This is a genomic window from Streptomyces sp. F001, from assembly GCF_004187715.1.
In the GTDB taxonomy this organism is placed as follows: domain Bacteria; phylum Actinomycetota; class Actinomycetes; order Streptomycetales; family Streptomycetaceae; genus Streptomyces; species Streptomyces flavusporus.
Genome location: NZ_QZWF01000001.1, coordinates 252251 through 274317 on the forward strand (window position 1 = coordinate 252251; position 22067 = coordinate 274317).

Annotated in this window: 12 protein-coding genes and 17 pseudogenes; 14 read left to right on the top strand and 15 right to left on the bottom strand. The window is 70.9% G+C overall.

Features of this window, described 5'->3' with window-relative positions; translation table 11 throughout:
• Positions 1–8: 8 nt before the first annotated feature.
• A pseudogene (locus StrepF001_RS01195) lies at positions 9–1169 on the bottom strand (transposase).
• 461 nt (positions 1170–1630) lie between these two features.
• Here StrepF001_RS01195 and StrepF001_RS01200 point away from each other — a divergent pair.
• Together StrepF001_RS01200 and StrepF001_RS49365 are read left to right on the top strand one after the other, a co-directional pair.
• Positions 1631–1828, top strand: coding sequence for a hypothetical protein (locus StrepF001_RS01200; protein WP_129796415.1), 198 nt, complete (start codon positions 1631–1633; stop codon positions 1826–1828).
• 173 nt (positions 1829–2001) lie between these two features.
• Positions 2002–2115 (top strand): helix-turn-helix domain-containing protein, encoded by a 114-nt coding sequence (locus StrepF001_RS49365; protein ID WP_165396127.1) that lies wholly within the window; start codon positions 2002–2004, stop codon positions 2113–2115.
• A 32-nt stretch (positions 2116–2147) separates the two neighbouring features.
• Here the strand turns inward: StrepF001_RS49365 and StrepF001_RS47125 are convergent.
• The 4 genes and pseudogenes from StrepF001_RS47125 to StrepF001_RS47130 form a co-directional block, all read right to left on the bottom strand.
• Positions 2148–2676, bottom strand: a pseudogene (locus StrepF001_RS47125) (GNAT family N-acetyltransferase).
• A 780-nt stretch (positions 2677–3456) separates the two neighbouring features.
• Positions 3457–3927: a helix-turn-helix domain-containing protein gene (locus tag StrepF001_RS01220; RefSeq protein WP_129797468.1), complete on the bottom strand. Its 471-nt coding sequence runs from the start codon at positions 3925–3927 to the stop codon at positions 3457–3459.
• A 194-nt stretch (positions 3928–4121) separates the two neighbouring features.
• The gene (locus StrepF001_RS46225; RefSeq protein ID WP_240797304.1) at positions 4122–4487 is read right to left on the bottom strand and encodes a transposase; all 366 of its coding nucleotides are present in this window, start codon (positions 4485–4487) and stop codon (positions 4122–4124) included.
• A gap of 940 nt (positions 4488–5427) precedes the next feature.
• A pseudogene (locus tag StrepF001_RS47130) lies at positions 5428–7558 on the bottom strand (hypothetical protein); the annotation flags it as partial.
• Positions 7559–7986: 428 nt separating this feature from the next.
• Between StrepF001_RS47130 and StrepF001_RS01240 the strand changes: the two are divergent.
• From StrepF001_RS01240 to StrepF001_RS01265, 5 genes and pseudogenes are all read left to right on the top strand, one after another.
• Positions 7987–8815: pseudogene (locus StrepF001_RS01240) on the top strand (DeoR/GlpR family DNA-binding transcription regulator).
• A 79-nt stretch (positions 8816–8894) separates the two neighbouring features.
• Positions 8895–9423, top strand: a pseudogene (locus tag StrepF001_RS01245) (SRPBCC family protein).
• Between the two features lie 576 nt (positions 9424–9999).
• A complete protein-coding gene (locus StrepF001_RS47135) occupies positions 10000–10239 on the top strand; it encodes a hypothetical protein (RefSeq protein ID WP_240797324.1) in 240 nt (79 codons plus the stop codon).
• A 543-nt stretch (positions 10240–10782) separates the two neighbouring features.
• Complete coding sequence (locus tag StrepF001_RS01255) at positions 10783–11106, top strand: hypothetical protein (protein WP_129796417.1); 324 nt, start codon at positions 10783–10785, stop codon at positions 11104–11106.
• Between the two features lie 418 nt (positions 11107–11524).
• Positions 11525–12048, top strand: a pseudogene (locus tag StrepF001_RS01265) (ATP-binding protein).
• 72 nt (positions 12049–12120) lie between these two features.
• On the opposite strand, the pseudogene StrepF001_RS47140 reads toward StrepF001_RS01265, so the two are convergent.
• Positions 12121–12421 (bottom strand): annotated as a pseudogene (locus StrepF001_RS47140) (ABC transporter substrate-binding protein); the annotation flags it as partial.
• Positions 12403–12688: pseudogene (locus tag StrepF001_RS01275) on the bottom strand (SHOCT domain-containing protein). The pseudogenes StrepF001_RS01275 and StrepF001_RS47140, both read right to left, overlap by 19 nt.
• A 171-nt stretch (positions 12689–12859) precedes the next feature.
• Here StrepF001_RS01275 and StrepF001_RS01280 point away from each other — a divergent pair.
• The 4 pseudogenes from StrepF001_RS01280 to StrepF001_RS01295 all read left to right on the top strand — a co-directional run.
• Positions 12860–13491, top strand: a pseudogene (locus StrepF001_RS01280) (TetR/AcrR family transcriptional regulator).
• Positions 13443–14017 (top strand): annotated as a pseudogene (locus StrepF001_RS01285) (DUF4865 family protein). Before StrepF001_RS01280 ends, StrepF001_RS01285 begins: the two co-directional pseudogenes overlap by 49 nt.
• Before the next feature lie 95 nt (positions 14018–14112).
• Positions 14113–14287 (top strand): annotated as a pseudogene (locus StrepF001_RS01290) (DUF1272 domain-containing protein).
• Positions 14288–14305: 18 nt separating this feature from the next.
• Positions 14306–14688: pseudogene (locus StrepF001_RS01295) on the top strand (tautomerase family protein); the annotation flags it as partial.
• 444 nt (positions 14689–15132) lie between these two features.
• On the opposite strand, the gene StrepF001_RS47145 reads toward StrepF001_RS01295, so the two are convergent.
• The 4 genes and pseudogenes from StrepF001_RS47145 to StrepF001_RS49375 form a co-directional block, all read right to left on the bottom strand.
• A complete protein-coding gene (locus StrepF001_RS47145; protein WP_240797250.1) occupies positions 15133–15333 on the bottom strand; it encodes a hypothetical protein in 201 nt (66 codons plus the stop codon).
• Positions 15309–15683 (bottom strand): hypothetical protein, encoded by a 375-nt coding sequence (locus tag StrepF001_RS47150; RefSeq protein WP_240797251.1) that lies wholly within the window; start codon positions 15681–15683, stop codon positions 15309–15311. The genes StrepF001_RS47145 and StrepF001_RS47150 overlap by 25 nt, the downstream gene beginning before the upstream one ends.
• The gene (locus tag StrepF001_RS49370) at positions 15676–15975 is read right to left on the bottom strand and encodes a hypothetical protein (protein WP_276322794.1); all 300 of its coding nucleotides are present in this window, start codon (positions 15973–15975) and stop codon (positions 15676–15678) included. Before StrepF001_RS49370 ends, StrepF001_RS47150 begins: the two co-directional genes overlap by 8 nt.
• A gap of 50 nt (positions 15976–16025) precedes the next feature.
• Positions 16026–16142 (bottom strand): annotated as a pseudogene (locus tag StrepF001_RS49375) (hypothetical protein); the annotation flags it as partial.
• A gap of 134 nt (positions 16143–16276) precedes the next feature.
• Here StrepF001_RS49375 and StrepF001_RS47160 point away from each other — a divergent pair.
• Positions 16277–16453, top strand: a complete 177-nt coding sequence (locus tag StrepF001_RS47160; protein WP_240797252.1) for a LysR family transcriptional regulator — start codon at positions 16277–16279, stop codon at positions 16451–16453.
• A 48-nt stretch (positions 16454–16501) separates the two neighbouring features.
• Positions 16502–16927 (top strand): LysR substrate-binding domain-containing protein, encoded by a 426-nt coding sequence (locus tag StrepF001_RS47165; RefSeq protein ID WP_240797253.1) that lies wholly within the window; start codon positions 16502–16504, stop codon positions 16925–16927.
• A 200-nt stretch (positions 16928–17127) separates the two neighbouring features.
• Here StrepF001_RS47165 and StrepF001_RS01310 read toward each other — a convergent pair.
• Positions 17128–18395: pseudogene (locus StrepF001_RS01310) on the bottom strand (ROK family protein).
• Positions 18392–19126 (bottom strand): annotated as a pseudogene (locus StrepF001_RS01315) (alpha-ketoglutarate-dependent dioxygenase AlkB). The pseudogenes StrepF001_RS01310 and StrepF001_RS01315 overlap by 4 nt, the downstream one beginning before the upstream one ends.
• A gap of 57 nt (positions 19127–19183) precedes the next feature.
• Between StrepF001_RS01315 and StrepF001_RS01320 the strand changes: the two are divergent.
• Positions 19184–20328: pseudogene (locus StrepF001_RS01320) on the top strand (methyltransferase).
• Here StrepF001_RS01320 and StrepF001_RS01325 read toward each other — a convergent pair.
• Positions 20318–21172: a class II fructose-bisphosphate aldolase gene (locus StrepF001_RS01325; protein WP_165396129.1), complete on the bottom strand. Its 855-nt coding sequence runs from the start codon at positions 21170–21172 to the stop codon at positions 20318–20320. The pseudogene StrepF001_RS01320 and the gene StrepF001_RS01325 sit on opposite strands and share 11 nt — an antisense overlap.
• Positions 21173–21192: 20 nt before the next feature.
• Positions 21193–22065 (bottom strand): annotated as a pseudogene (locus tag StrepF001_RS45405) (sugar isomerase).
• Between the last annotated feature and the right edge of the window lie 2 nt (positions 22066–22067).

Sequence of the window (22067 nt, forward strand, 5' to 3'; positions counted from 1 at the left end):
TTCCTGGCTCAGGCCGCCTCCTGGAGCAGCGCTCCAGGGGGTCTTACGCCTCGACACCAGCCGGTTTCAGACCAGCCGGACGAGCATCACGCGGGCGGAGTTCTTGTCCCTGGGGACACGGCTCCGCACGCGGTGCAGGTGTAGGTGCGTTCCGACAGCGGAAGTGCGTGCTTGGTTCTCGCTCCGCACGATGCGCAGTCATGGTGGTGTGCGCGGGGTGCACCAGGCGGACGTCCCGCCCGTGCTTGCCCATCTCCATCAGGGCCCGCTTGGTGGCGCCGATCGCGGCGTCCGCCGCCTTGCGCGCCGTCGACGTCCTGGCCAGGAACTTCGGCCGGAAGTCCTCGACCGCGATGGCGTCGTGGTCGTCACGACCTTCCTGCCCACTTGCGGCCGGTGTCCTGCCGTTGCCGGGCGATCTTCTGGTACGTCTTCGCCCGCATTCTTCGCCTCGCGGTAGCCCTGGAGGCCGCCTGCCCCTTGGCGGGTTTGCGGCGGGCCATCATCCGGTCGTAGCGGGTCAGCTTCGCCCGGGCCTTCTTTCCGTACTCGGCGTGCGGGAGGTCGTGGGCGTCCGAGGTGGTGGTCGCGGTTTCCTTCATGCCCCAGTCGATCCGATCACGCGGCCGGTCTCCGGCAGTGGCTGGACTTCGGCGGGCACGACGAACGACAAGTGCCAGTCCCCAGGACGTCCTGGTACACGCGCACACTCGACGGGTCGCGCGGGCCCGCGACCAGACACGGTCAGCACGATTTCCCGGCCAGTGCAGGCGGACCGTTCTTGAGCCGGAAGCCGCGCCGGGTGTAGTTCAGCGTGGCAGTGCCTCGCGCTTCTCTTACTGGGCTCCGGCCCGGCGGTGCACGGCAGGCGTTCTTGATGTCCTTCAGCGCCTTCCGCGGACTGCCGAAGTCCCGGATGATCTGCTGCTCGCACGAGGAGCCCTTGGCCAGCCACGGCGTGATGGCGCGGCCTCGTCAGCATCTTGTCCAGGCTTGCGGGGCCGCACTCTTTTCTCGGCGTGGGCCTTCATTCGACCGGCCACGCACTCGTTCCAGATCCAACGGCAGCGGTCCCACTCCGCCAGGAGGGCGGTGCGGGCGGTCGACGACACGCGAACCGTACGTGTACCGGGCATGCCCGCCTCCCCGGCCTCCTTCACCACCGACATGCCATCACCCCCTTCCCACGCCCCGCCCGCTCACCCCGGCTTCCGCGACGAGACCGTACGTGCGACATGCGCACACCCGTGCCCTCATCACGACAAAGTCACCACAACCGGCGAACGCGGGCACGCGCGTTCGCTTTCTTCGGCTCCGTCGGCGGCCTTGCGGGCGCTTCGCGACCCCGGAGGCCGGACACGGCGACGCTCCGCGTCGCCGTCACGGGATGCGATTCCTCCCTCACCCGAATCACCAGCGGAAACTTCCGGCTCACCAGCCGCCTGGTCGCCCAGATCGAGCGCGTGATGGACATCAACCAGCTGACGACGTCACCGCCGAAGTCGTGGAGGCGCCCGCGAATCCCTCGTCGTCGGAGTCCTGTAATGGCCGCCCGCCTCATCGGCTACGGACTCGCCACCCTGCGCGACCCCGCCCGACGAGGCCGCTGCCCTCCTGGGCGCTGGCTGCCATGCCGTCTTCCTCGACATCACGCACCGCTCATCGGCCCCAGGCCGGCCCGGACGCGGCCTTCCAGTACGTCCGCCCCGGCGACTGCGTGGTCATCGTGCGGCTCTCCAGATTCGCCGCCGGCCTGCGCAACCTGCACGACTGCTCCACCAGCTCGACCACGCACGCGTCGGGCTGCGCTCCCTGGAAGAGCCGATGACACCACCGCGCCGACGGCGATCTCGTTATCCGCGCCGTCGACGCCACCCTGCAACTCCAAGCCGCGTAGATTGCCGAAGTCACGACCGAGGGACAAACTGCTGCCATGCTCGCGGACAACGTCTTGGGTCCCCTCCCAAGCTCACCCACGAACAGGCCGATCTCGCACGCCAGATGCACGCTGCGGCCACCCCGCCCAGCATCGCCGCCATGCTCAAGGTCGCAACATCGACCATCTACCGCCTCGTACGGCAGCCCCCGGACGCCGTCGAGGACGACGAGGACTGACGGCTGGCACACCACCCCCTTCGAGCACAGGCTCAAGCGGTGACCGGGGACCGCAGGCCGAGCCACTGCTCGGCGTCCCATGCCTCGAACCGCTCCACCTCGGTGAACCCAGCTTTGCCGCGAGGCGCATCGAGGCGACGTTGGCGGTCTGGGTGGCGAGCACCACCGGCTCGCCGGAAGGACGCCGTCGAACCAGTCGAGTGCCGCGCGCACGCCTCGGCGGCGTACCCGAATCCCACGCCCGCGGCAGGAACAGGTAGCCGAGATCGACCTTCCCCGCGGCAGCCGGGCGACGGTGCTCCGGTGCTCTCCTGAGCAGGATCTGGCCGATCATCGCCCCGTCCAGATCGACGACGAAACTCCCGGGCCACCGCCCGGGCACCCGGGCATCTCGCGCTCAAGCTCGTCACGCGGCCGAGGGCCGCCGAGGTAGGTGTGCACCTCTGGCGACGCCAGCAGCTCGATGAACGCCGCACGGTCCCGGGCCTCGGACTCGCGGAGCACGAGCCGTTCGGTCCTTATCGGGGCAGGTGGCCAGGCGACGGGGCCGAGTCCAGACATGGCGGGCAACCTATCGCACGCCCGCAAACGCGCTTTCACAACTCCCGAACAAAGCCACGGCTTCGGCGTCAGATACCGCTGAAGATTCGGGGCCATGAAGCTCTGCAGGTCACAGGTGACGGATCAATCTACCGCAGATATTGGGGTGTTATTGTGGAAAGACTTAAGACGGATCCGTTCGCCGGCGCTTCGTCAGCCGCCCACCAGGGCCGACGTCGGCTTAGCGCACGATCTGACGCGGATGTTCCTCAACCCCCATATCCCAACGGAGTCGTGCACGCCGGGGCATCCTCGCAAGAATCAGGTGACCACCGGGCACACCACCTAGCGTGATCCTGTTCATGTCAGTTCGAGTTATTATTGACGAGTTTCTTCACGTTGGTCACAACGAGTCGGACTTTGCGAGGACCTCGTCGCGGTCGCGGTCCAGGTGAACGGTTTCGCGTTCTCGTTCCAGGAGTTGATGTAGTCGCGGATTGTTTGACCAGGACGTTGACGCTGGAGAACGTGCCGCGGCGGATGGACTGCCGGGTCAGGACTCCGAACCAGATCTCGATCTGGTTCAGCCACGAGGAGCCGACGGGAGTGAAATGGAAGTGGACGTGCGGGTTCTTCGACAGCCACTCCTTGACTCCGGGGTGGTGTGTGTCGAGAGGTTGTCCAGGAAAACATGGATGTCCTTCCCGGCGTGCGGTTTCACCGCCTTCTTCAAGAAGGCCAGGAAGTCCTTGCCGTTCCGGGTCGGCTTGCACTCGCCGAGCACCTCGCCGGTACTCACGTTCAGGGCGGCGAACAGGTTCGTGGTGCCGTGCCGGATGTAGTCGGCGGTGCGCTTCTCGCTCGCCGCGAAGGCGACCGCAGCACCGGCTGGGTCCGGTCCAGCGCCTGGATTTGCGTCTTCTCATCGATCGAGAGGACCACCGCACCGCCCGGCGGGGCCAGATACAGGCCGATCACATCGGCCACCTTCTCCGCGAACGCAGGGTCCTTGGAAATCTTGAAGGTGCCGGACCGGTGCGGCTTCAAACGCTCCTCCCGCCAGATCCGGGCGATGTAGTGCCAGGACACGGTGATGTTCTCGGTCCGCTCCAGGTACTTTGCCAACTCCCGTGTGGACCAGTGCGAAAGCCCGGTGCCGACCGGCGGTGTCATACGCGTCAGCGCAATCACCCGGGCCCGCACGCGCACCGGCACCTGTTCCGCGCGCCACCCGGACGCTCCCCTTCGAGCCCGGCCAGACCCGCTCGGCATAGCGGCGCTTCCAGCGGTCACGGTCGGCAACGACACCCCGAGCAGTCGGCAATGTCCTTACGTCGACGCCCCTCGCCGACCACAGGATCCGGCCCCGTGGCTATGTCCGCAGGACATCCCTGCTGTTCGCACTCCCGCAACTCGGCGGCCTGTTCCTTGGAAAGTTCCGTGCCAAGCGACCCTGCCACACAAGATCAAGTAACGCTGACGGAATCATGAGACACTAGTAGATCGTCGCTGCTTAGTTTTGCTGTGTCTTTGGGTAGAGGTGACGCAGTCTCAGCGGGCGTCGTCGGTGGTGAAGTGCCAGTCGACCTGGCGTTGGCCGATGTTGGTCTGCTGCTGCCAGGCGGCGAGTTCAGCGTTGAGGACGGCAAGGTCTTCGATGCAGCGGTCCAGGCACTGGCGGTGAGCGCGGACAGCTCGATCTCGGCAATGTTGAGCCAGGACCCGTGTTTGGGGGTGTGGTGGATCTCCAGGCGCTGCGCCAGCGCGAAGGCTTTCGTCGGCTCGAATGCTTCATAGAGCGAGCCGATGGTGTGGGTGTTGAGGTTGTCCATCACAGCACGACCGTGGCGGCGTCGGGATAGTCCACGGTCAGCAGGCGCTCGACCTGGCGTGCCCAGTCGACCTTGGTCCGGCGAGGCTGGGCATCCACGCGTCGCCATCCACGCAGCGGCTCGACCCAGCAGAAGATCGAGCACGTCCCCGCCGGACGTACTCGCCATCCTCGCGGCGATCGCGGCCGGGCCGCGCGGGAATCGGATCGCGGGTGTGGCCGAGCAGCTGGTACGGCTTCTGTCCATGCACACCACCGGATGTGCCGGATCGTAGGGGCGGCGGTAGACCGCCAGGACATCCTCCATCGCCGCGGCGAAGGCCGCGTTTGCCGCGGGCGGGATGACCCAGTACTCCTTCACATGAGGACGAAGTTCCGTTTTTTAACACCCGGCCGATAGTGGAATGGTCCAGGCTCGGAATGTCCTCGATCAGCGCAACGTGCTTCTCCAGCAGGCGCAACGACCCATCGAGCGTGCCCTTCGGCGGCGTCGAGCAGGCCAGCGCGATCAGCCTCGCCTCGACCTCGCCGGTCACGCAGAGGGTACTGGCGGGAACGCACGTTTCTTCCGGCCGACTGTGGCCCACACATCGCCACCGCTGTCCGCGAACCGCTTCGAGACCAGGCGCACCGTCTCGCCACGAGACCCCGATCCGTGCGCGATCACCGCCCGCGGATCGACCTGGCCCGCCGACACATCCAGCGCGAGCAGCACCCGTGCCGCCTGATCATCGACGCGCTGTGAACTCCTGTGGTGTCATCCGCACCAACGCCTGACGGTCCTCGGCACTCAACCCAACGGGTACTTCTTCTGCGACGGCACACAACACTCCTGCCCGTGGAAGGGACACAAAAGGAAGTCTCCCCGACCATCCACACCACGGCAGAACAAGATTTAGCCACGACGATCTACTAGGAGTCGGCCTCCGGGCGCTGCGCCGCACCTCCGGGCGCAGTCGGGCCAGCAGGCGAGCGCGTTCGGCGCCGAAGGCCGGGCCGCTGGTATTCGGAATGGCCGAGGACAGGGGCGGGCAGTGGGTGAAGGTCGGTGCGGCCGTGGGCCAGCGGGTCCTGCAACGGCTCGCGGTCGACCTCGGGTTCGCTGTCGTCGGGCAGCCGGACGGGGCCGCCGATCGGGTCGGTGAGCCGGTACAGGTTGGCCAGCAGTCGACGTCGTGGTGCAGGGCGGTGAGCGCCGGGCCGAAGTGGGCGGGAACCAGCGCCGTACAAGCGCTCCAGCGGAGAGCCGTACGTCAGGCGACCCTCTTGCGCACGGTCGGGGTCAGCTGCCAGGCCGCGGCGCGCGAGACGCTGCCCTGGGAGTGGCCGGAGATCACCAGGCGTCCGCCGGTGGTGCGCCCATGGTGATCCGCCAGGTCAGTCGGCACGGCTCGCTCGGCGTAGCAGGGCGGGGCGAAGGTGCGCGGCGCGCGCCAGAAGGTGCCGACGTCCCAGAGGATGCCGATGGTGCGCCGGGCGGAGGCGTCTTGTAGGCGCGCCGACCCCAGGTGACGAAGAGGATGAAGCCGAGCCGATCAGCCAGGAGCCGAGGCCTGGGCGTCTCCGCGGCACCGTGGACGAAGGGGTGTGTGCTCGGCGGCCCGGCTCGGGGTCTGCTCCTGCCATGGCACCGACCAGAGCCCCGGTGCCCAGAGCAGGCGACAGGAGGTCGCGGCGACGAAGAGGGCCCGCGGTCGGTGAGCTGCATGCGCGGGTGCGTGCGATCCGGCGGTGCGTTCGGGTCCTTGGGCTCGCCGATAGGTGCGTTCCACCACCGCGCTCCGCGCGGGCCAGCCCCAGCGTGCGCCACGCCTGCCAGCCGCACAGGCCGAGCAGACCACCAGCAGCGGCGGGATCACGGACGCCTGCCAGGTCAGCAGGACCGGCGCACCGGGGATGGCCCGGGTGCCGTCCAGCCAGTCGGCACCCCTGGGACACGCCGGACATCACGGCGCCGAGGCGCAGGCCGCATCGCGACGGCGGGCCGGCCAGACCGCGCATCGCGGCACGCCGGTCGGAGCGCTCGGGAGGAGGTGGGCGACACGCCGAGGACGATCACCAGCAGCCCTGTACGAGGCGATGCCGCGAAGCCGCATCGCCCGCAGCGACCGTCGGATTCCCACTCAGGCGCTCCCACCCCGCCGTAGATCAGGCTGAGGGCAACAGGCGAGGCGCCGACGGGAGGTGTCGTACGAGGGACGCATCAGTCCCTGGTCGAGGTGCTGCTCGCTGCGGCCCCGTCGGCAGACCGCCCACACGACGAGGGCCGCGCCGATCACCAGTGCCGCCTCCAGCAGCCGTCCCAGCGTCTCCAGGACGGCCGGTCCGCCGGGTTCGCGGTCGTACCGGGCGGCGGCGCCGGCGACCGCGGCGGCCACCGTGAGCAGACCCGCGGCAGTGTGCGCGCCGCGCAGCCGGGCGACCAGGCGCCGGCCGTACCAGAAGCCGGGGCGGCCCAGTGAGGTGCGGCCGGTGTCCTCCTCGTCCTCGGGGTGCGCGACAGCGGCTGCTCGGACTCGTACGCGGCCCAGGTCCGCAGGGAGAGGTACCACAGCAGGCCGACCAGGGCGGCGGGCACCAGGGACGCCAGGGCGAGCCTGCGGCCCGGCGGGCTCCACCAGCCGCCGTCGGAACCCGTGGGCGACAGGAAGCCCAGCCAGGAATGCCGCTCGGCGCAGGAGTGCGTGCCGCGCACTGCCAGGCGGTCAGGTCCAGGGCGACCTCGCAGGCGGCCGCGACGAGCAGCACCGTCAGGGTCAGTCCCACGAGTCGGACCAGCAGCCCGTAGAGCCGCACCGTCCGGACGCGGCCCCGCGCGGTCGGGCGCATCCAGTGCGCGAGGTTGGCCACCATGAACGGCAGTAACAGCAGCCACAGGGCGCGGGCGCTGTTGCCGGAGGTGAGGTTGGACCAGACGTACGCCTCGGGCACCGGCCGTCCGGCGGCATGGCCGGCCCGTTCGTCCGGGGCCGCGGTGTCGGTGCGGGTCTCGACCTCGACGTCGTCGGCGCGCCGGAAGACGGCCGCGGTGTCGTCGCCGGAGATCCGCACCGTGCGCGGGTCGTCCAGCATGTGCTCGGGTGTGGCACCGCCCACCCCGTGGACCAGCAGTTCCAGGGCGGCCCCGGCATGATCGGGCCGCTCGGCGGGCCCGGCCGCCCCGTCGTTCCACGCACGTTCCTGCGCACGTTCCACTTCTTGCACTTCCCCCGTGACCTGCCGTTGGCATCTGTCGGTGCGGGCTCAAGGATCTCCGCTGGACGCCCCGCCCACACCTCTCCTCACCGAATCTCCCCGATCCGTGTGACAGACAGGCAAAGGATGGCAAAGGATGAAAGGACAAGGCCACGACTGGCATGTTCGCGTCGGGGCAGCCGGTGGCGTGTCCCGGGCCGCCCGTGGGAATATGGGACGCCAACGCACCGGGGCGGGGAGAATGTCCTTGTCGGAGCGGGTGCGAGAGCATGTCGGACGGGCTTGAGGAAAGGACCGGAGCGTACGTGAGTGAGAATCAGAACCTCCTCGCGGAGCAGCGGCGCGCCCTGATCCTGGACGAGGTGCGGGCGCCGCGGCGGCGTCCGCGTCAACGAGCTGACCCGCAAGCTCGGCGTGTCGGACATGACGGTCCGCCGCGATCTCGACGCGCTGGCCGCCAGGGTGTTCTGGAGAAGGTCCACGGCGGCGCGGTCCCGGTGGCGGAGGCGAGCACACACGAGCCGGGCTTCGAGGCCAAGTCGGGTCTGGAGCTCACCGCCAAGGAGGACATCGCCAAGGCGCGGCGCAGCTGGTCGCGCCGGGCTCGGCGATCGCACTGTCGGGCGGTACGACGACGTATGCGCTGGCGCACCACCTGATCGAGGTGGCCGATCTCACCGTCGTCACCAACTCGGTGCGGGTCGCCGACGTCTTCCACGCGGCGCAGCGCTCCTCGGCCAGCGCCAGGGCGCAGCCACGGTGGTGCTGACGGGCGGCGTACGCACCCCGTCCGACTCGCTGGTGGGGCCGGTGGCCGACCAGGCGATCGCGACGCTCCACTTCGATGTGCTGTTCCTCGGAGTGCACGGGATATCGATGGAGGCCGGTCTGTCGACGCCGAACCTCGCGGAGGCGGAGACCAACCGGCGCCTGGTGCAGTCGGCGCGGCGGGTCGTGGTGGTCGCCGACCACACCAAGTGGGGCACGGTGGGCCTGAGTTCCTTCGCCACGCTGGAGCAGGTCGACACGCTGGTCACCGACTCGGGGCTGCCCGCCGATGCCCGGGCCGAGATCTCCGAGCATCTGCGGCACCTGGTGGTGGCGGGCGAGGAGGAGGACGCGGAAGACCTCTGACCGCGTCGGCGGCGCAGACATCTGACGGGCCGCCAGCTATGGTGGGCTGCCTGTCCTGCCTGCGTACAGGGGGTTTCGCATGGCTCGCCGTCTGCGTCCGGTGGAGGTCGACTTCGTCCGGGCCGCGCCGTACGGCTGGTCTTCGCCCGCGAGATCACCGCTCCCCTCAGACGGTCTTCCGTGCGCTCGCCGAGGACGTGCCCGGCTGGACGCAGTGGTTCTCAGCAGTGACGCTGGCCCGGCCCACCGACGACGGCGCCGGACGGGAGATCCGGCTCAAAGGTGGTACGCAGTTCGCGGAGACGATCCTGGTGGCCAAGGAGCCCGAGGTGTACGCGTACCGCGTCGACGAGACCAACACGCCGGGGGCCCGTGCGCTCGTCGAGGAGTGGCGGCTCACGCCGGCCGGTGCCGGCACGCGCGTGCAGTGGACGTTCGCCGCCGACGGGACGCCGGTGTTCCGCCTCGTGCTCGGGCTGGCGCGGGGGCCTGGGCGCGCGTTCAAGGACGCCGTGACGGCGCTGGACGCGGCGGCTCGCACGGTGAGCGCTCAGTCCGGCCAGCGGCCTGTGCGAGCAGTGTCCCGATCGCCGCCGTGTACGGCGTGATGTCCAGTCCCTGCTCGGCGAGCCAGGTGTCCGAGTAGTACTTGTCCAGGTAGCGGTCCCCGGGGTCGCACAGCAAGGTGACCACGCTGCCCGTAGCCCGTCCGCCACCATCTCGGCGACGATCTTCAGGGCGCTCCACAGACCGGTGCCGGTCGAGCCGCCCGCCTTGCGGCCGATGGCCTGTTCCAGGGCGCGCACGGCGGCGATACGGCGCGTCGGGCACCTTCATCATCCGGTCGATGGCGCCGGGCACGAAGCTCGGTTCCATACGTGGACCGATGCCCTCGATGCGGGAGCCGAGTCGCAGGTGACGTCCGGATCGCCGGTGGTCCAGCCCTCGAAGAAGCAGAGTTTTCTCCGGGTCGGCGACGCACACGCGCGTGTCGGACTGCATGTAGTGGACGTAGCGCGCGATGGTCGCGAGGTGCGCCGGTGCCGGCCGTGGCGACGATCCACGCGGGCTGCGGGAACCGCTCCAACTCCAGCTGGCGGAAGATGGATTCGGCGATGTTGTTGTTGCCGCGCCAGTCCGTGGCGCGTTCCGCGTAGGTGAACTGGTCCATGTAGTGGCCGCCCGTGTCGGCCGCGAGGCGGGCGGACTCCTCGTACATCGTGCGCGGGTCGTCCACGAAATGGCACTGCCCGCCGTGGAACTCGATCAGGCGGCACTTCTCGGCGCTCGTCGTGCGGGGCATGACGGCGATGAAGGGCACGCCGATCAGCTTCGCGAAGTACGCCTCGGAGACTGCCGTGGAGCCGCTGGAGGCCTCGATCACCGGGCGGCCGGCCGGATCCAGCACATTGCACAGGCCGTAGAGGAAGAGCGAGCGGCGAGCCGGTGTTCAGGCTGCCGGTGGGATGGGTCGACTCGTCCTTGAGGTACAGGTCGATGCCCCAGTGGTCCGGCAGCGGGAACCGGAGGAGGTGGGTCGGCAGAACGGTTGGCGTCGGCCTGCACCTTGCGGACGGCTCTTTCAGCCAGCCGCGGTAGACGGTGTCGCTGTGGTCGACGTCGAGGGTGGCGCCGGTCCTGGTCTGCTGGGGGGTGTCACGGCGGGGGCTCCTTAGGGCCTGTCCGGCGGGTGGCGCGGCCGGTACACCGATCATAAACAGGCTTCCGCACGCTTCTCACCTGCATAAACGCATCTTGAGCAGCTCAAAGGCGCCCCTGGAGGCGCGGTGGACCGTTGCGCACCACCCCCGGCAAAAGCCCTCGGGGGCGCATTCGCGCGAGTGCTCCGGGTGGCCTATGCCCGGGTGACGTGCGCACTGGTGCGCGACTTCGGTGACGGGCAGACTGCACCGCGCGGGACGAAAACGCCGGACAGGAAGCCACGCGCGAGGAGGGGGCAGGAGGGCATGGCGGAGCCGGAGTTCACGGCCATGGGGGTGCGGATCGGTAAGGGCCTGCGCTCCCTCACCCGGGCCGGGCAGGTCCGGATCAGCGACGGCAGGCTGGAGTTGCTCACCAGTTACGGGAGCGAGATCGACAGCGCACCGGTGCAGGCGGTGCGGGCGTCGAAGCCCTGGTTCGCCTCCGGGGCACGCGCGCTGGCCGACCTCAACGGCAAGCGCTACTCACTGACGTTGGGCGAGCACGACCCCGCACCGGGCGAGCCGGGACCGCCCGCGGCACGCCGCTTCATCGAGGCCGTACGCAGGGCGGCACGCCGTGACGGCTGAGCGCCGCCGGGGCGGGCGGCCCGGCGGGGGTGACGGTGGTGGCCGAGCCGCGGTGGCGCCGGGCGAGCGAGGCGAGGAGGCGCGGGGCGGCCGAGCCGCGGTGGCCCTCGGTGGCCGACCGGCGGCGGTGGGCCGTGGTGGCCCCACGGACGTGGGCCGTGACAGCCATGCCCGCCTGAGTCGTGCAGGCCACGTCGACGTGAGCCGCGCAGCCGCTCGGACGAGCCATGGCCGCCACACAGCCGCGAGTTGCGCGGCTGGACCCCCTGCGTCACTCTGGTCTCACGTCACTCTGGGTTTACCGGCGATAACGCTGCGAACCAGCCGCCGGCCACGACAGCAGGCGGCAGTTCACGCAGGCGCGCTGCTGGATCCGAACTCCGTGTTCTTCCGGACCTCACGTCGGGGAGTCGCAGCCGTGATCAGTCACCCACGCAGGCACTGCACGGTGGAGCTCCAAGCCCTGCCGTCGCGGATCGGCCAGGTCCGCAGAATCGTATCTGCACAGTTGCGCTACTGGCATCTGGATGCCCTGATAGACCGAGCGGCGCTCGGTGTGACCGAACTGCTCTCGAACGTCCACCGGCATGCCCAACCCGACAAGACCTGCACCGTGGAGATCGAGCTGCTGCTCGACCGCCTCATGGTGTCGGTGCGCGACCGCGACCCCCGCCTCCCGGTGGTGGCGGACGCGGATCCGCTGGCCACCTGCGGGCGCGGTCTCGCGATGGTGGCGCGATGAGCGAGAGCTGGGGGGTGCGGCCCGACGGCGACCAGGGCAAGGTCGTCTGGTTCACGCTGCCGACGGCCTCGCCCCCGGTGAAGGCGCCCCCACGCCCGGCCCGCCGCACGGCCTCGGAGCCCGCACCCGGGTTCGCGGAGGCCGAACCCGTCGGCCGTACGCCCGAACACGCTCCCGCCCGGTCGGCCGTTGTCGGCTGACCGGGCGGTGAGAGGGCCTCGGCGAAGTCACCGCAGGACCGAGGCCCGTCGCTCCGCCGCGATGGCGCGCAGCACGTTGACGAGCGTGTCGGAGTCCTGGATGCGGTGCGGCGCCCAGGCGGCGCGGGTGACGACGTAGTCCCCGCGAGTTCGGACTGCCCGTACACCGCGCGGACGGTGAAGGTCTCGCTCCGGCCGTCGGTGAAGGTGAGCCGGGCCGTGTCGCCGAGGATGAGGGCCTGCTTGTCGGCTTCCTCTCGGTGATCGCGATGCCGTCGGCGCCAAGGGCGTCCAGGGAGCCCCGCACGGTGCCGAGTTCGAAGGTGCGCTCCAAGGCGACGGGGTCGGTGACGGTCAGCGCCCGCCCCTGTCCGTACGGCCGAACTGCTCGTCCAGCACGGACAGCCTGCGCCAGTACTCGTCCTCGTCGATCTCGCCGGAAGCGAAGCGGCGGCCGAGGACGGCGATGGGCGAGTCGCCGGTCGGGCGGCTGTGTCCACCCCGCGCCACGGTGCGCGACGGCCGCGCCCGACGGTGCGGCGCAGGACGGTGACGGCGCCGACGATCACTGCCGCCCAGATCAGCGGGAAGAGAAGGATCCACGGGCCGGGGCCGCCGTCCAGTGTGCGAGGGTCTGCATCTCGAGTCATCTCCAAGTCGCGTCATCGGATCTTTCGTCGATGCCTCGAGACTCGCGCCGCAGGGGCTTCCGGGTCGTCGTACGGCCAGCGGCAGTGCGGGTACCTCACGGGAGTAGTACGCAGGGCCGGTTCCGCTGCTCCAGAGGGCTCGGATTTCTGTAACTACTAGTATGTACAGTGACGGCATGAGCACCTCGGACCGACTGATCGAGTCCACCCGGGAACTGCTGTGGGAGCGCGGCTATGGGGCACCAGCCCCAAAGCCATCCTGGAGCGCGCGGGCGCCGGGCAGGCAGCATGTACCACCACTTCAAGGGGAAGCCGGATCTCGCCCTGGCCGCAATCCGGCGGACCGCCGAGGAGATGCGGGCTACCGCCGCGGGAGTACTCGACGGTCGGGGAACGCCGTACGAGCGCATCGAGGCGTATCTGCGGCGCGAGCGCGATGTGCTGCGCGGCTGTCCGATAGGGCGGCTGACGATGGACCCGGACGTCATCGCGAACGACGACCTGCGGGCGCCCGTCGACGAGACGATCGACTGGCTGCGTGAACGGCTCGCCGGGATCGTCGAGGAGAGGCAAGGAGCAGGGCCAGTTCGCGCCCGGGCTCGACGGTGAGTCGATCGCGGCGACGATCGTCGCAACCGTCCAGGGCGGCTACGTCCTCGCCCGCGCGTCCGGTTCGCCCGCCGCCTTCGATGCGGGCGTCCGGGGTCTGCTCTCCTTCTCTCACCGCGCTAGGAAGGCGGCCCGATGCACGCGATGCAGTACGAACTCACTCTGCCCGCCGACTACGACATGAAGATCATCCGCCGGCGCGTCGCGCGCAAGGGGCACCTGCTCGACGAGTGGCAGGGCCTGGGCTTCAAGACGTATCTGATGCGCGAGCGAGGTGTGCACGGATCGCCGGTCAACCAGTACGCGCCGTTCTATCTCTGGAACACCGTGGCGGGCATGAACTCTTCCTCTGGGGAGGCCCTTCCAAGGGATCGCCGACGACTTCGGGCGGCCGTCGGTCCGGCAGTGGACGGGCTGGCGTACGAGGAGGGCGGCGCCGCCCACTCCTCCGCTCGGACAGCGGTGCGGCGGCGCCGACGGGTTCCGACCGACGGACTGTTGAGCGAGGTCATGGCGGAGGCGGTGCGGGAGACCGGCGGCTGGCCGGCAAGGACGGTGCGGTGCTGGCGGCGGCCGCCGTGGACACAGGTCACTGGGAGCTCGTCCACTTCTCTCTGTGGGAACACGACACGCCCAAGACCGAGGGCGATGTGTTCGAGGTACTGCGCATGTCCGCGCCGGGACGCGATCGGCTGGCCCGATCATGTTGATCTCTGACCAAAGGCCACTTTCGGCCATGACGACCGTGCAGAGGATGGGAGGTGACAGGCCGCCATGGTCTGCGGAGGTGACGAAAGGCAAGGACATGGCACTGGAGATGCGCGATCGCTGTGAGCGCTGCGAGACGGCGGCTGCCGCTCGACGCGCCCGCCCGCATCTGCTCGTACGAGTGCACCTTCTGTGTGCCGTGCAGCGAAGCGATGCGGGACGTCTGTCCCAACTGCGGTGGCGAGCTGGTCCCCAGACCTCGCCGTTCCTGACAAGGAGGACCCCCACACATGCCCTTCGTCCGCATCGATGCCTCGGATCCGACCCCGAGCGGCTGGAGGCCCTCGGCCGTGCCGTGCACGACGCCCTGGTGGAGGCCATCGGGATTCCGGCCGACGACCGGTTCCAGGTGCTGGTCGGTCATGACGGCAGCCGAAACACCCTGCGCTACGACGACGGCTATCTCGGCATCCGCCGGGACGACGGCCTCGTGTTCGTCACGATCACGATGCGCTCCGGGCGGACACCCGCGCAGAAGCAGGCGCTGTTCCGGCGGACAGCAGAACTCGCCCACGAGTACGCGGGGACCGAGCCGCGGAACGTGTTCGTCAACCTGCTCGAGAACGAGCCCGTCGACTGGTCGTTCGGCGAGGGGGTCGCGCAGTACGCCGACAGCCGCGCCCGTCGATTCCCCCACCCTCACCGGACCGTCGTCCTAGGCCACGGCAATGTCCACGACGGTCGGAGCTTTGCCGCCGCGCCAGAGCCTCATGCACGGGGTGGTGTCGAAGGCGCTCAACAGGGCGATGTCCGCGGGGAGTTCGGCGGCCGGGTAGGCGATCTGCTCGTACGCCGCCTGGAAGCGCGGGCCCAGCGGCGGGCGCCGAGGCGCGCCGTGCGGGAGCAGTTGCCGACCATGTAGGCCACGTCCCGGGCGTGCATGTAGGGCAACAGTGAGTCGACGGCCTCGATGACGGATTCGTTGACGATCTCCGACCAGGGGTGGCCCCGCTCGGCGAACTCGTCGACCTGGGCCGTCATGGTGGCGACGAACACCCCGGCGGTGAACGGGTCGACGGGCAGCTCCCTTCGGCCCGCCGGGCGTGCGCCCGCTCGCTCACGGCCACATCGGCGAGCCGCCGATCCGGCTCACCCTGCGCGTGCCGAGCCGCTGTTCGGCCAGGATAACGCTGCGCAGCTCGGTGCCGTCGGCGACCTCGTCGTAGATCTCGGCGACGATCTCGCGCGCGGGTCCGTACGCCGCCGTGTACGCGCGGTCGAAGACGTCCCGGCCTACGGCGTCCAGGCCCTCGCGCACCGCCTCAGGCCGGCCCGGGAGATCGTGCGGGCGATCGGGCCGGTGACGTTCTCGCACGAGCGCTCGTACGCCGTCACTTCGTCGTCCCCGGCGAGGCGGTAACGGGCGTACAGGCTCTCGACGATGCCGTGCACGGCGCCGAGCAGGATGGCGCGCTCGCCGACGATGTCCGACAGGTACTCGCTGTCGAGCGTGGTGCGAAGGTGTACGGCGAGCCAGCGCCACCGACCAGCCGAGCGCGAGGTCGACGGCCCGGCCGTCGGGGTCGGCGTGCACGGCGAAACTGCTGTTGATTCCGGCGCCGTTGATATCGGCGCCTGCTCGTAGAGCCTGCGCACGGAGTCACCCATCCCCTTGGGGCACAACGGCGATCACCCCGTGGCCCTGCGGGAACTGGGCGCCTGTCTCCCGCAGGTGGCCGAGCAGGAAGCCGTGCGAGAGGCCGATGACGGCGCCCGGCTTCAGGACGGCGAAGATCTCCGGGTGGTGGGCGGCGAGCGCGGCGTCGGCGATCAGCAGGATCACCAGGTCGCTCTCGGCGGTGACGGCGAGCCAGTCGCCGAGCGTGCCGTCCTCCTCGGTGAAGCCGTGGGCGCGGGCGTCGGCGGCCGAGCGGGAGCCGGGGCGCAGTCCGACGGCCACCGGATGCCGGTGCCGGCGAGGGAGTCGCGCAGGTTGCGGGCCTGGGCGCGGCCCTGTGGGCCCCAGCCGATCACGCCGATGCGGCGGACGCCGGCGAAGGCCTGCGGCAGCAGCGGGAAGAGGTGCGGCCGCCGCAGGATGGTCTCGGTGCCGCCGGGCACGTTCATCGTTTCGAGGGGGAAGACGCGGAGGTGTAGGTGGTGGAGGTCATGGTCGAGTTGTAGGCTCCACGCTGGTGTTGCAGCAAGCGCAACTTATGCAGCGCACCGTTTCGTCACCTGAAACAGCGAGGTCGAAGGGCATGCGCGACGATCACCGGGAGCTGCGCCTCTTCCTCCATCTGGCGCAGACGCTGAACTTCGGGCGGACGAGCCTCGACTGTCATGTGAGTCCCGCGACGCTGACCCGGACCGTGCAGCGGCTGGAGGCGGACCTCGGGCACCGACTGTTCGACCGGGGTCCGCGCGGGTGTCGCTGACGGCGGAGGGGCATCGCTTCCGTGCCTACGCCGTCAGGCACTGGAGTTGTGGCGTTCCTACCGCGAGGAGCATCCGACCCGGCCGAACTCACCGGCCGTCTCACGGTGTTCGCCACGGTGACCGCCTGTCAGGCACTCCTGGCCGACCTGTTGGGGCCGTTTCGCGCCACGCATCCGCAGGTACGGCTGGATCTGCGCACCGGAGACGCGGCGGCCGCGCTGGCCCGGCTGGACGAGGGGAGGTGGACGTGGCGGTCGCGGGATCCGGCGCGGCTGCCGGAGCCGCTGGTGAGCCGGACGGTCGCGGTCACCGAGCTGGTCTTCGTGACCGCCCGGGACCGGCCGGACTCCGGTCTGGAAGGGCCCTTCGTGCTGCCGCACCGGGGCTGGTCCGGGAGGCGGCCGACCGCTGGTTCCGGGGGCGCGGCGGTTCCGAGCTGGCCTGCGAACCGGACGGCCACGAAGGGCTGTTGACGCTGGTCGCCCTCGGCTGCGGCACCGGCGTGGTCCCCGCCTCGTACTGGAGCACAGCTCGATGCACGACCGGCTGTCGGCGGTCCCGCCCCTGGTCCGCCGCCGGAGCCGTTGCCGATCGGGCTGTGCGTCCGGCGGACCGATCTGCGCCGCCCGGCGGTGGCGGCGCTGTGGAGCTGACGGAGCGGACGCCGTAGGCGTCACGCCGTCGCCAGTGCACCCAGCGGATCGTCGCACACGGCTGCCACGCCAACTCCGCGGCGCCGACCAGGCTGTTGTGGTCGAGGGAGCAGGCCAGGATGGGGACGCCGCCGCTGCGGCCCCACAGGCTGCGGTCGGCGACGACCGCGCGCAGCCGGTCGGGGTCGGCGTCCAGGAGGGTGCGGTGCAGGCCGCCGAGGATGATCCGGTCGGGGTTGAGGATGTACCAGGCCGGCGAGTCCGAGGCGAGGCGGTCGATGAGGGCCTCTGCGGCGCAGCGCGTGCGCCCAGGGGCTCGGCTCGGTGCTCTGGCGGATCGGTCGTGTTGCGGCGCGCTGGACAGGGACACCTCGGGGCCCGGCGCTCGCGGCCAGCCGTCGTGAGGAAGGCCAGCGGGTCGGCCTCGACGTCGAGGCAGCCGCGGCTGCCGCAGTGGCAGGGGCGGCCCTCGGGGTTGACGGTGAGGTGGCCGACTTCGAGGGCGAGGCCCGAACTGCCCGAGTGCAGCCGCCGTCGAGCACCACGTGCACCGCCGACCCCGCGGTGCCCGGTGGCCACGCACAGCAGGTCGCGGGAGCCGCGCCCGGCGCCGTGCGGTGCTACGCGAGCGCGGCGAGATTGACGTCGTTGGCCGCGAAGGCCGGTCCGGTGACGCCGGCCGCGGACGCACTCGGCGAATCTCCCGCACGGGCGCGCGCCCGGCCACGCCAGGTGCAGTGGTTCAGCGCCAGGCCCTCCGGCTCCGCGACCGCCGACGGAACCGCGAGACCGGCGCCACGCACCGCCGCCCGGTCTCCCGCAGCAGCTCCGCACCGGCGTCCACGACGGACCGAGCACCTTCGCCGGATCGGCGTCGACGACCTCGCAGCGCGGCGCGGTCGCACGATCCGCCCGCCGAGTCCGACAGTGCCGCCCGGAACCCGTCGGCGTGCACCTGCGCGGCCAGCGCCACGGGCCCGTCCTCGGCGAGCTCCAGCCGGTGCGAGGGCGGCCCTGGGAACCGGCGGCGGCACCCGGCCTGCGCGTCGACCCGGATCAGCCCCAACGCCTCCAGCTCGGCGGCCACCGCGCCGGCCGTGGCCGGGTGACGCCGAGTTCGGCGGTGAGCACGGCCCGGGTCGGGGCCCGCCGGTGTGCACGAGCTCCAACGCGGGCCCGAGCGCGCCGCGCCCCGGTCCAGTCGCGTCCTCGAGGTGGTCCCTTCCCCCGCCGGCCGGGGGTCCGCTTGCCGCTCATGAGGGCGAGTCTCCCATGATCCGCACGTCAGCCGGTGTCCGCCGGGAAGCCGCTGACCCGCAGGGTGATGTTCAGCCGTCCGGCCAGGCCGAGCCAGGGCGGTGCGGTGCCGGCATGCACCCGCGCACCCCGTGGTACGCCATCCGCGACGGCCCGCCGAACACGAACAGATCACCGCTGCGCAGCTCGACGTCCGTGTAGGGCCGGGCCCGGGTCTCGGTGTTGCCGAACCGGAAGACGCAGGTGTCACCGAGGCTCAGGGACACCACCGGCGCGGCGGACTTCTCGTCGCTGTCGCGGTGCATGCCCATGTGGGCGTCGCCGTCGTAGAAGTTGATCAGCGCGATGTCGTACGCGGCTCCCGTGGCCGCCTGTGCGCCGAGCGCGTCGGCCACCGCGCGCCGGCCCAGCTCACCGAGCCACGCCGGGAACGGCTTCACGGGGGCGCCGTCTCCGTCGACGACCGTGCGGGCGTAGGCGTACGGGTACCCGTGCCGGCCAGGGCACTCGGGGTTGTCCCGTACGGCTCGACCGCAGTTCGGGCACCTCCGTACAACGCCCCAGTGCCGGCCCAGGCAGACCTGGCGGGCGTCATCGTGCCGCCGCCGGGCGTGCGGACCGTGCGCAGTCCCGCGGGCGGCGCGCCCATTCCCGGCAGGCGCTCAGCAGCTCGCGCTGACGCTCCGCGTCGAGCCAGTCCGGCACGTGCACCGCACCCGGCGCGATCTCCGTACGGTTCCTGGGGAACAGCTCGGCCTCCATGCCGTCCATCCTCCCGCACCGGCCCTGAGCTGCGGCTCGGTTAGCCTTGACGGCACGATGAACGACCGTATGACGACGCCCTGGGGAGAGCTCGCACTGACTCGCTTTCCCGAGGACCCCGTGACCGCCTGCGTGCCTGGGACGCCTCCGACGAGTACCTGCTGCGACACCTCGCGAGCGAGGGCGTGCCGCTGTCCGGCACGGTCGTGGTGCTCGGCGACCGCTGGGGCGCACTGGTGACCGCGCTGGCGGCGCACAGGCCGGTGCAGATCACGGACTCGTTCCTGACGCAGGAGGCGACCCGCGCGAACCTCGCCCGGGGTGGCGTCGAGCCCGGCACAGTTCGCCTGCTCACCACCCAGGATCCGCCGCCCGACCGGGTGGACGTGCTGCTGGTGCGGGTGCCGAAGAGCCTGGCGCTGCTGGAGGACCAGCTGCTGCGGCTGGCGCCCGCCGTGCACCCGGGCACGGTCGTCGTGGGCGCCGGCATGGTGAAGGAGATCCACACCTCGACGCTGAACCTGTTCGAGCGGATCCTCGGCCCGACCCGTACCTCGCTCGCCGAGAAGAAGGCCCGGCTGATCTTCTGCACGCCGGATCCGTCCCTCGTCCGGCCCGACAACCCGTGGCCGTACAGCTACGTGCTGCCCGGCGGCATCGGTCCGGTGTCCGGGCACACCGCCGTCAACCATGCGGGCGTCTTCTGCGCCGACCGGCTGGACATCGGCACCCGCTTCCTCCTGAACCACCTGCCGGACACGCGCGGCCCGCGGCGGGTCGTGGATCTGGGCTGCGGGAACGGTGTCGTCGGTACGGCGGTGGCGGTGGCGAACCCCGAGGCCGAGGTGCTGTTCGTCGACGAGTCGTTCCAGGCCGCGGCGTCGGCGGAGGCGACGTACAAGGCGAACGGCGTGCCCGGGCACGCCGAGTTCCGGGTCGGGGACGGGCTGGCCGGCGTGCCCTCCGGCAGTGTCGACCTGGTGCTGAACAATCCGCCGTTCCACTCGCACCAGGCGACGACCGATGCGACGGCGTGGCGGATGTTCACCGGCGCGCGGCGCGCCCTGCGGCCGGGCGGCGAGCTGTGGGTGATCGGCAACCGGCACCTCGGGTATCACGTCAAGCTGCGGCGGCTGTTCGGCAACAGCTCGCTGGTCGCCAGTGATCCGAAGTTCGTGGTCCTGAAGGCCGTCAAGCGGTAGTCGGCCGGCGGAGCGTGGTGATGATCCGTGCCACCGCGCGTGCCATCGCCTCCCGGCCCACGCTCAGATAGCTGCGCGAGTCGACCGCCTGGGGGTGGGCGGTGAGAAACTCCCTGATCGCGCCGGTCATGGCGATGTTGAGTGCGGTGCCGACGTTGACCTTGGTGATGCCGCCGGCGACCGCCGCCGTCAGTTCGTCGTCCGGACCCGAGGAGCCGTGCAGGACGAGGGGGACGTCCAAGGTGCCGGAGAGGCGTTTGAGGAGGGCGTGGTCGAGGGTGGCGGTGCGGGTGGTCATGGCGTGCGTGCTGCCGATGGCGACGGCCAGGGCGTCCACGCCGGAGTCGGTGACGAAGGCGCGGGCCTCGGCGGGGTCGGTGCGCGCGCCGGGCGCGTGGGCGTCCAGCGGCGGCCGTCCGTCCTTGCCGCCGACCTCGCCCAACTCGGCCTCGATCCAGAGCCCTTGGGCGTGCGCCCAGTCGGCGGCGGCCCGGGTCGCGGCCAGGTTCTCCTGGTACGGCAGCCGGGACGCGTCGTACATCACGGAACTGAACCCGGCGTCCGGTGCCTGCCGCAGCAGGGCGTCGCTCTGCACATGGTCGAGGTGCAACGCGACGGTACGGCGGCCCGTTCGGCGGCGGCGACGCGCGGGCGAGCGGGAGCAGTCGTCCGTGGCGGAACCTGACCGCGTTCTCGCTGACCTGGAGGACGACGGGTGCGCCGACGGACTCGGCGCCCGCGACGACCGCCTCGAGGTGCTCCAGGTGATGATGTTGAAGGCGGCGACGGCGGCTCGGGCCGCGGCCGCGCGGGTGACGAGTGCACCGGTGGTCACGAGGGGCACGGCTGCTCCTTGCGGGCGGCTCAGAGGATCACCGAGCGGGTGAGGTGGCGGGGCCGGTCCGGGTCCAGGCCTCGGGCTCGGGCCACGGCGACCGCGAGCCGCTGTACGCGGACCAGCTCGGCGAGCGGGTCGAGGCCGCCCGCCATCCATCGGCCACCGGTGGCCCGCACCTGCTCGGGAGCCCTTCCGGCGCCGTACCGAGCATCCAGGTCGCGGTGGAGCGCGTGGTGATGCTGATGGGTCCGTGCCGGTACTCCATCGCCGGGTAGGACTCGGTCCACGCCTGGGCCGCCTCCCGCAGCTTCAGGGCGGCCTCGTGCGCCAGGCCCACGGTCCAGCCGCGGCCGAGGAAGGTGAACTGGCCGCAGTCCACGAGGCTTTCGGGCAGCTCGGCGGCCAGCGCGGTGCGGGCGTCGGCGACGACGGCCTCGGTGTGCAGTCCGAGGCGGGCGCGCAGCAGGGTCAGCGCGGTGGTCGCGAAGCGCGTCTGCACGACGGACCGTTCGTCCGCGAAGTCGAGCACGACGACGTCGTCGGCGGCGTCCGTCACGGGCGTGCTCGGGTCGGCGGTGATCGCGGTCGTCCGGGTGGGGCCGCTCACCTTTCCGAGCAGGTCCAGCACCTCGGTGGTGGTGCCGGAGCGGGTGAGGGCGACGACCCGGTCGTACGGGCGGCCGTACGGGAACTCCGAGGCCGCGAAGGCGTCCGTCTCGCCCTCACCCGCGCCTCGCGCAGGGCCGCCGCGGCCTGCGCCATGAAGTACGACGTGCCGCAGCCGACGATCGCGACCCGCTCCCCCGGTGCGCGCAGCGCGCCCCCGTGCCGCGCCGCCAGGACGCGGCGCGGGTCCAGCACTCCGGTTGGCTGCGCAGCTCGTCCTCGACATGCGTCATGC

Bases quoted from the DNA above. Each gene is read 5' to 3' on its own strand.
- StrepF001_RS01200 (WP_129796415.1), top strand. From the start codon at position 1,631: ATGCCGTCTTCCTCGACATCACGCACCGCTCATCGGCCCCAGGCCGGC.
- StrepF001_RS49365 (WP_165396127.1), top strand. From the start codon at position 2,002: ATGCACGCTGCGGCCACCCCGCCCAGCATCGCCGCCATGCTCAAGGTC.
- StrepF001_RS01220 (WP_129797468.1), bottom strand. From the start codon at position 3,927: ATGCCGAGCGGGTCTGGCCGGGCTCGAAGGGGAGCGTCCGGGTGGCGC.
- StrepF001_RS46225 (WP_240797304.1), bottom strand. From the start codon at position 4,487: ATGGACAACCTCAACACCCACACCATCGGCTCGCTCTATGAAGCATTC.
- StrepF001_RS01255 (WP_129796417.1), top strand. From the start codon at position 10,783: ATGGCGGAGCCGGAGTTCACGGCCATGGGGGTGCGGATCGGTAAGGGC.
- StrepF001_RS47150 (WP_240797251.1), bottom strand. From the start codon at position 15,683: ATGGGTGACTCCGTGCGCAGGCTCTACGAGCAGGCGCCGATATCAACG.
- StrepF001_RS47160 (WP_240797252.1), top strand. From the start codon at position 16,277: ATGCGCGACGATCACCGGGAGCTGCGCCTCTTCCTCCATCTGGCGCAG.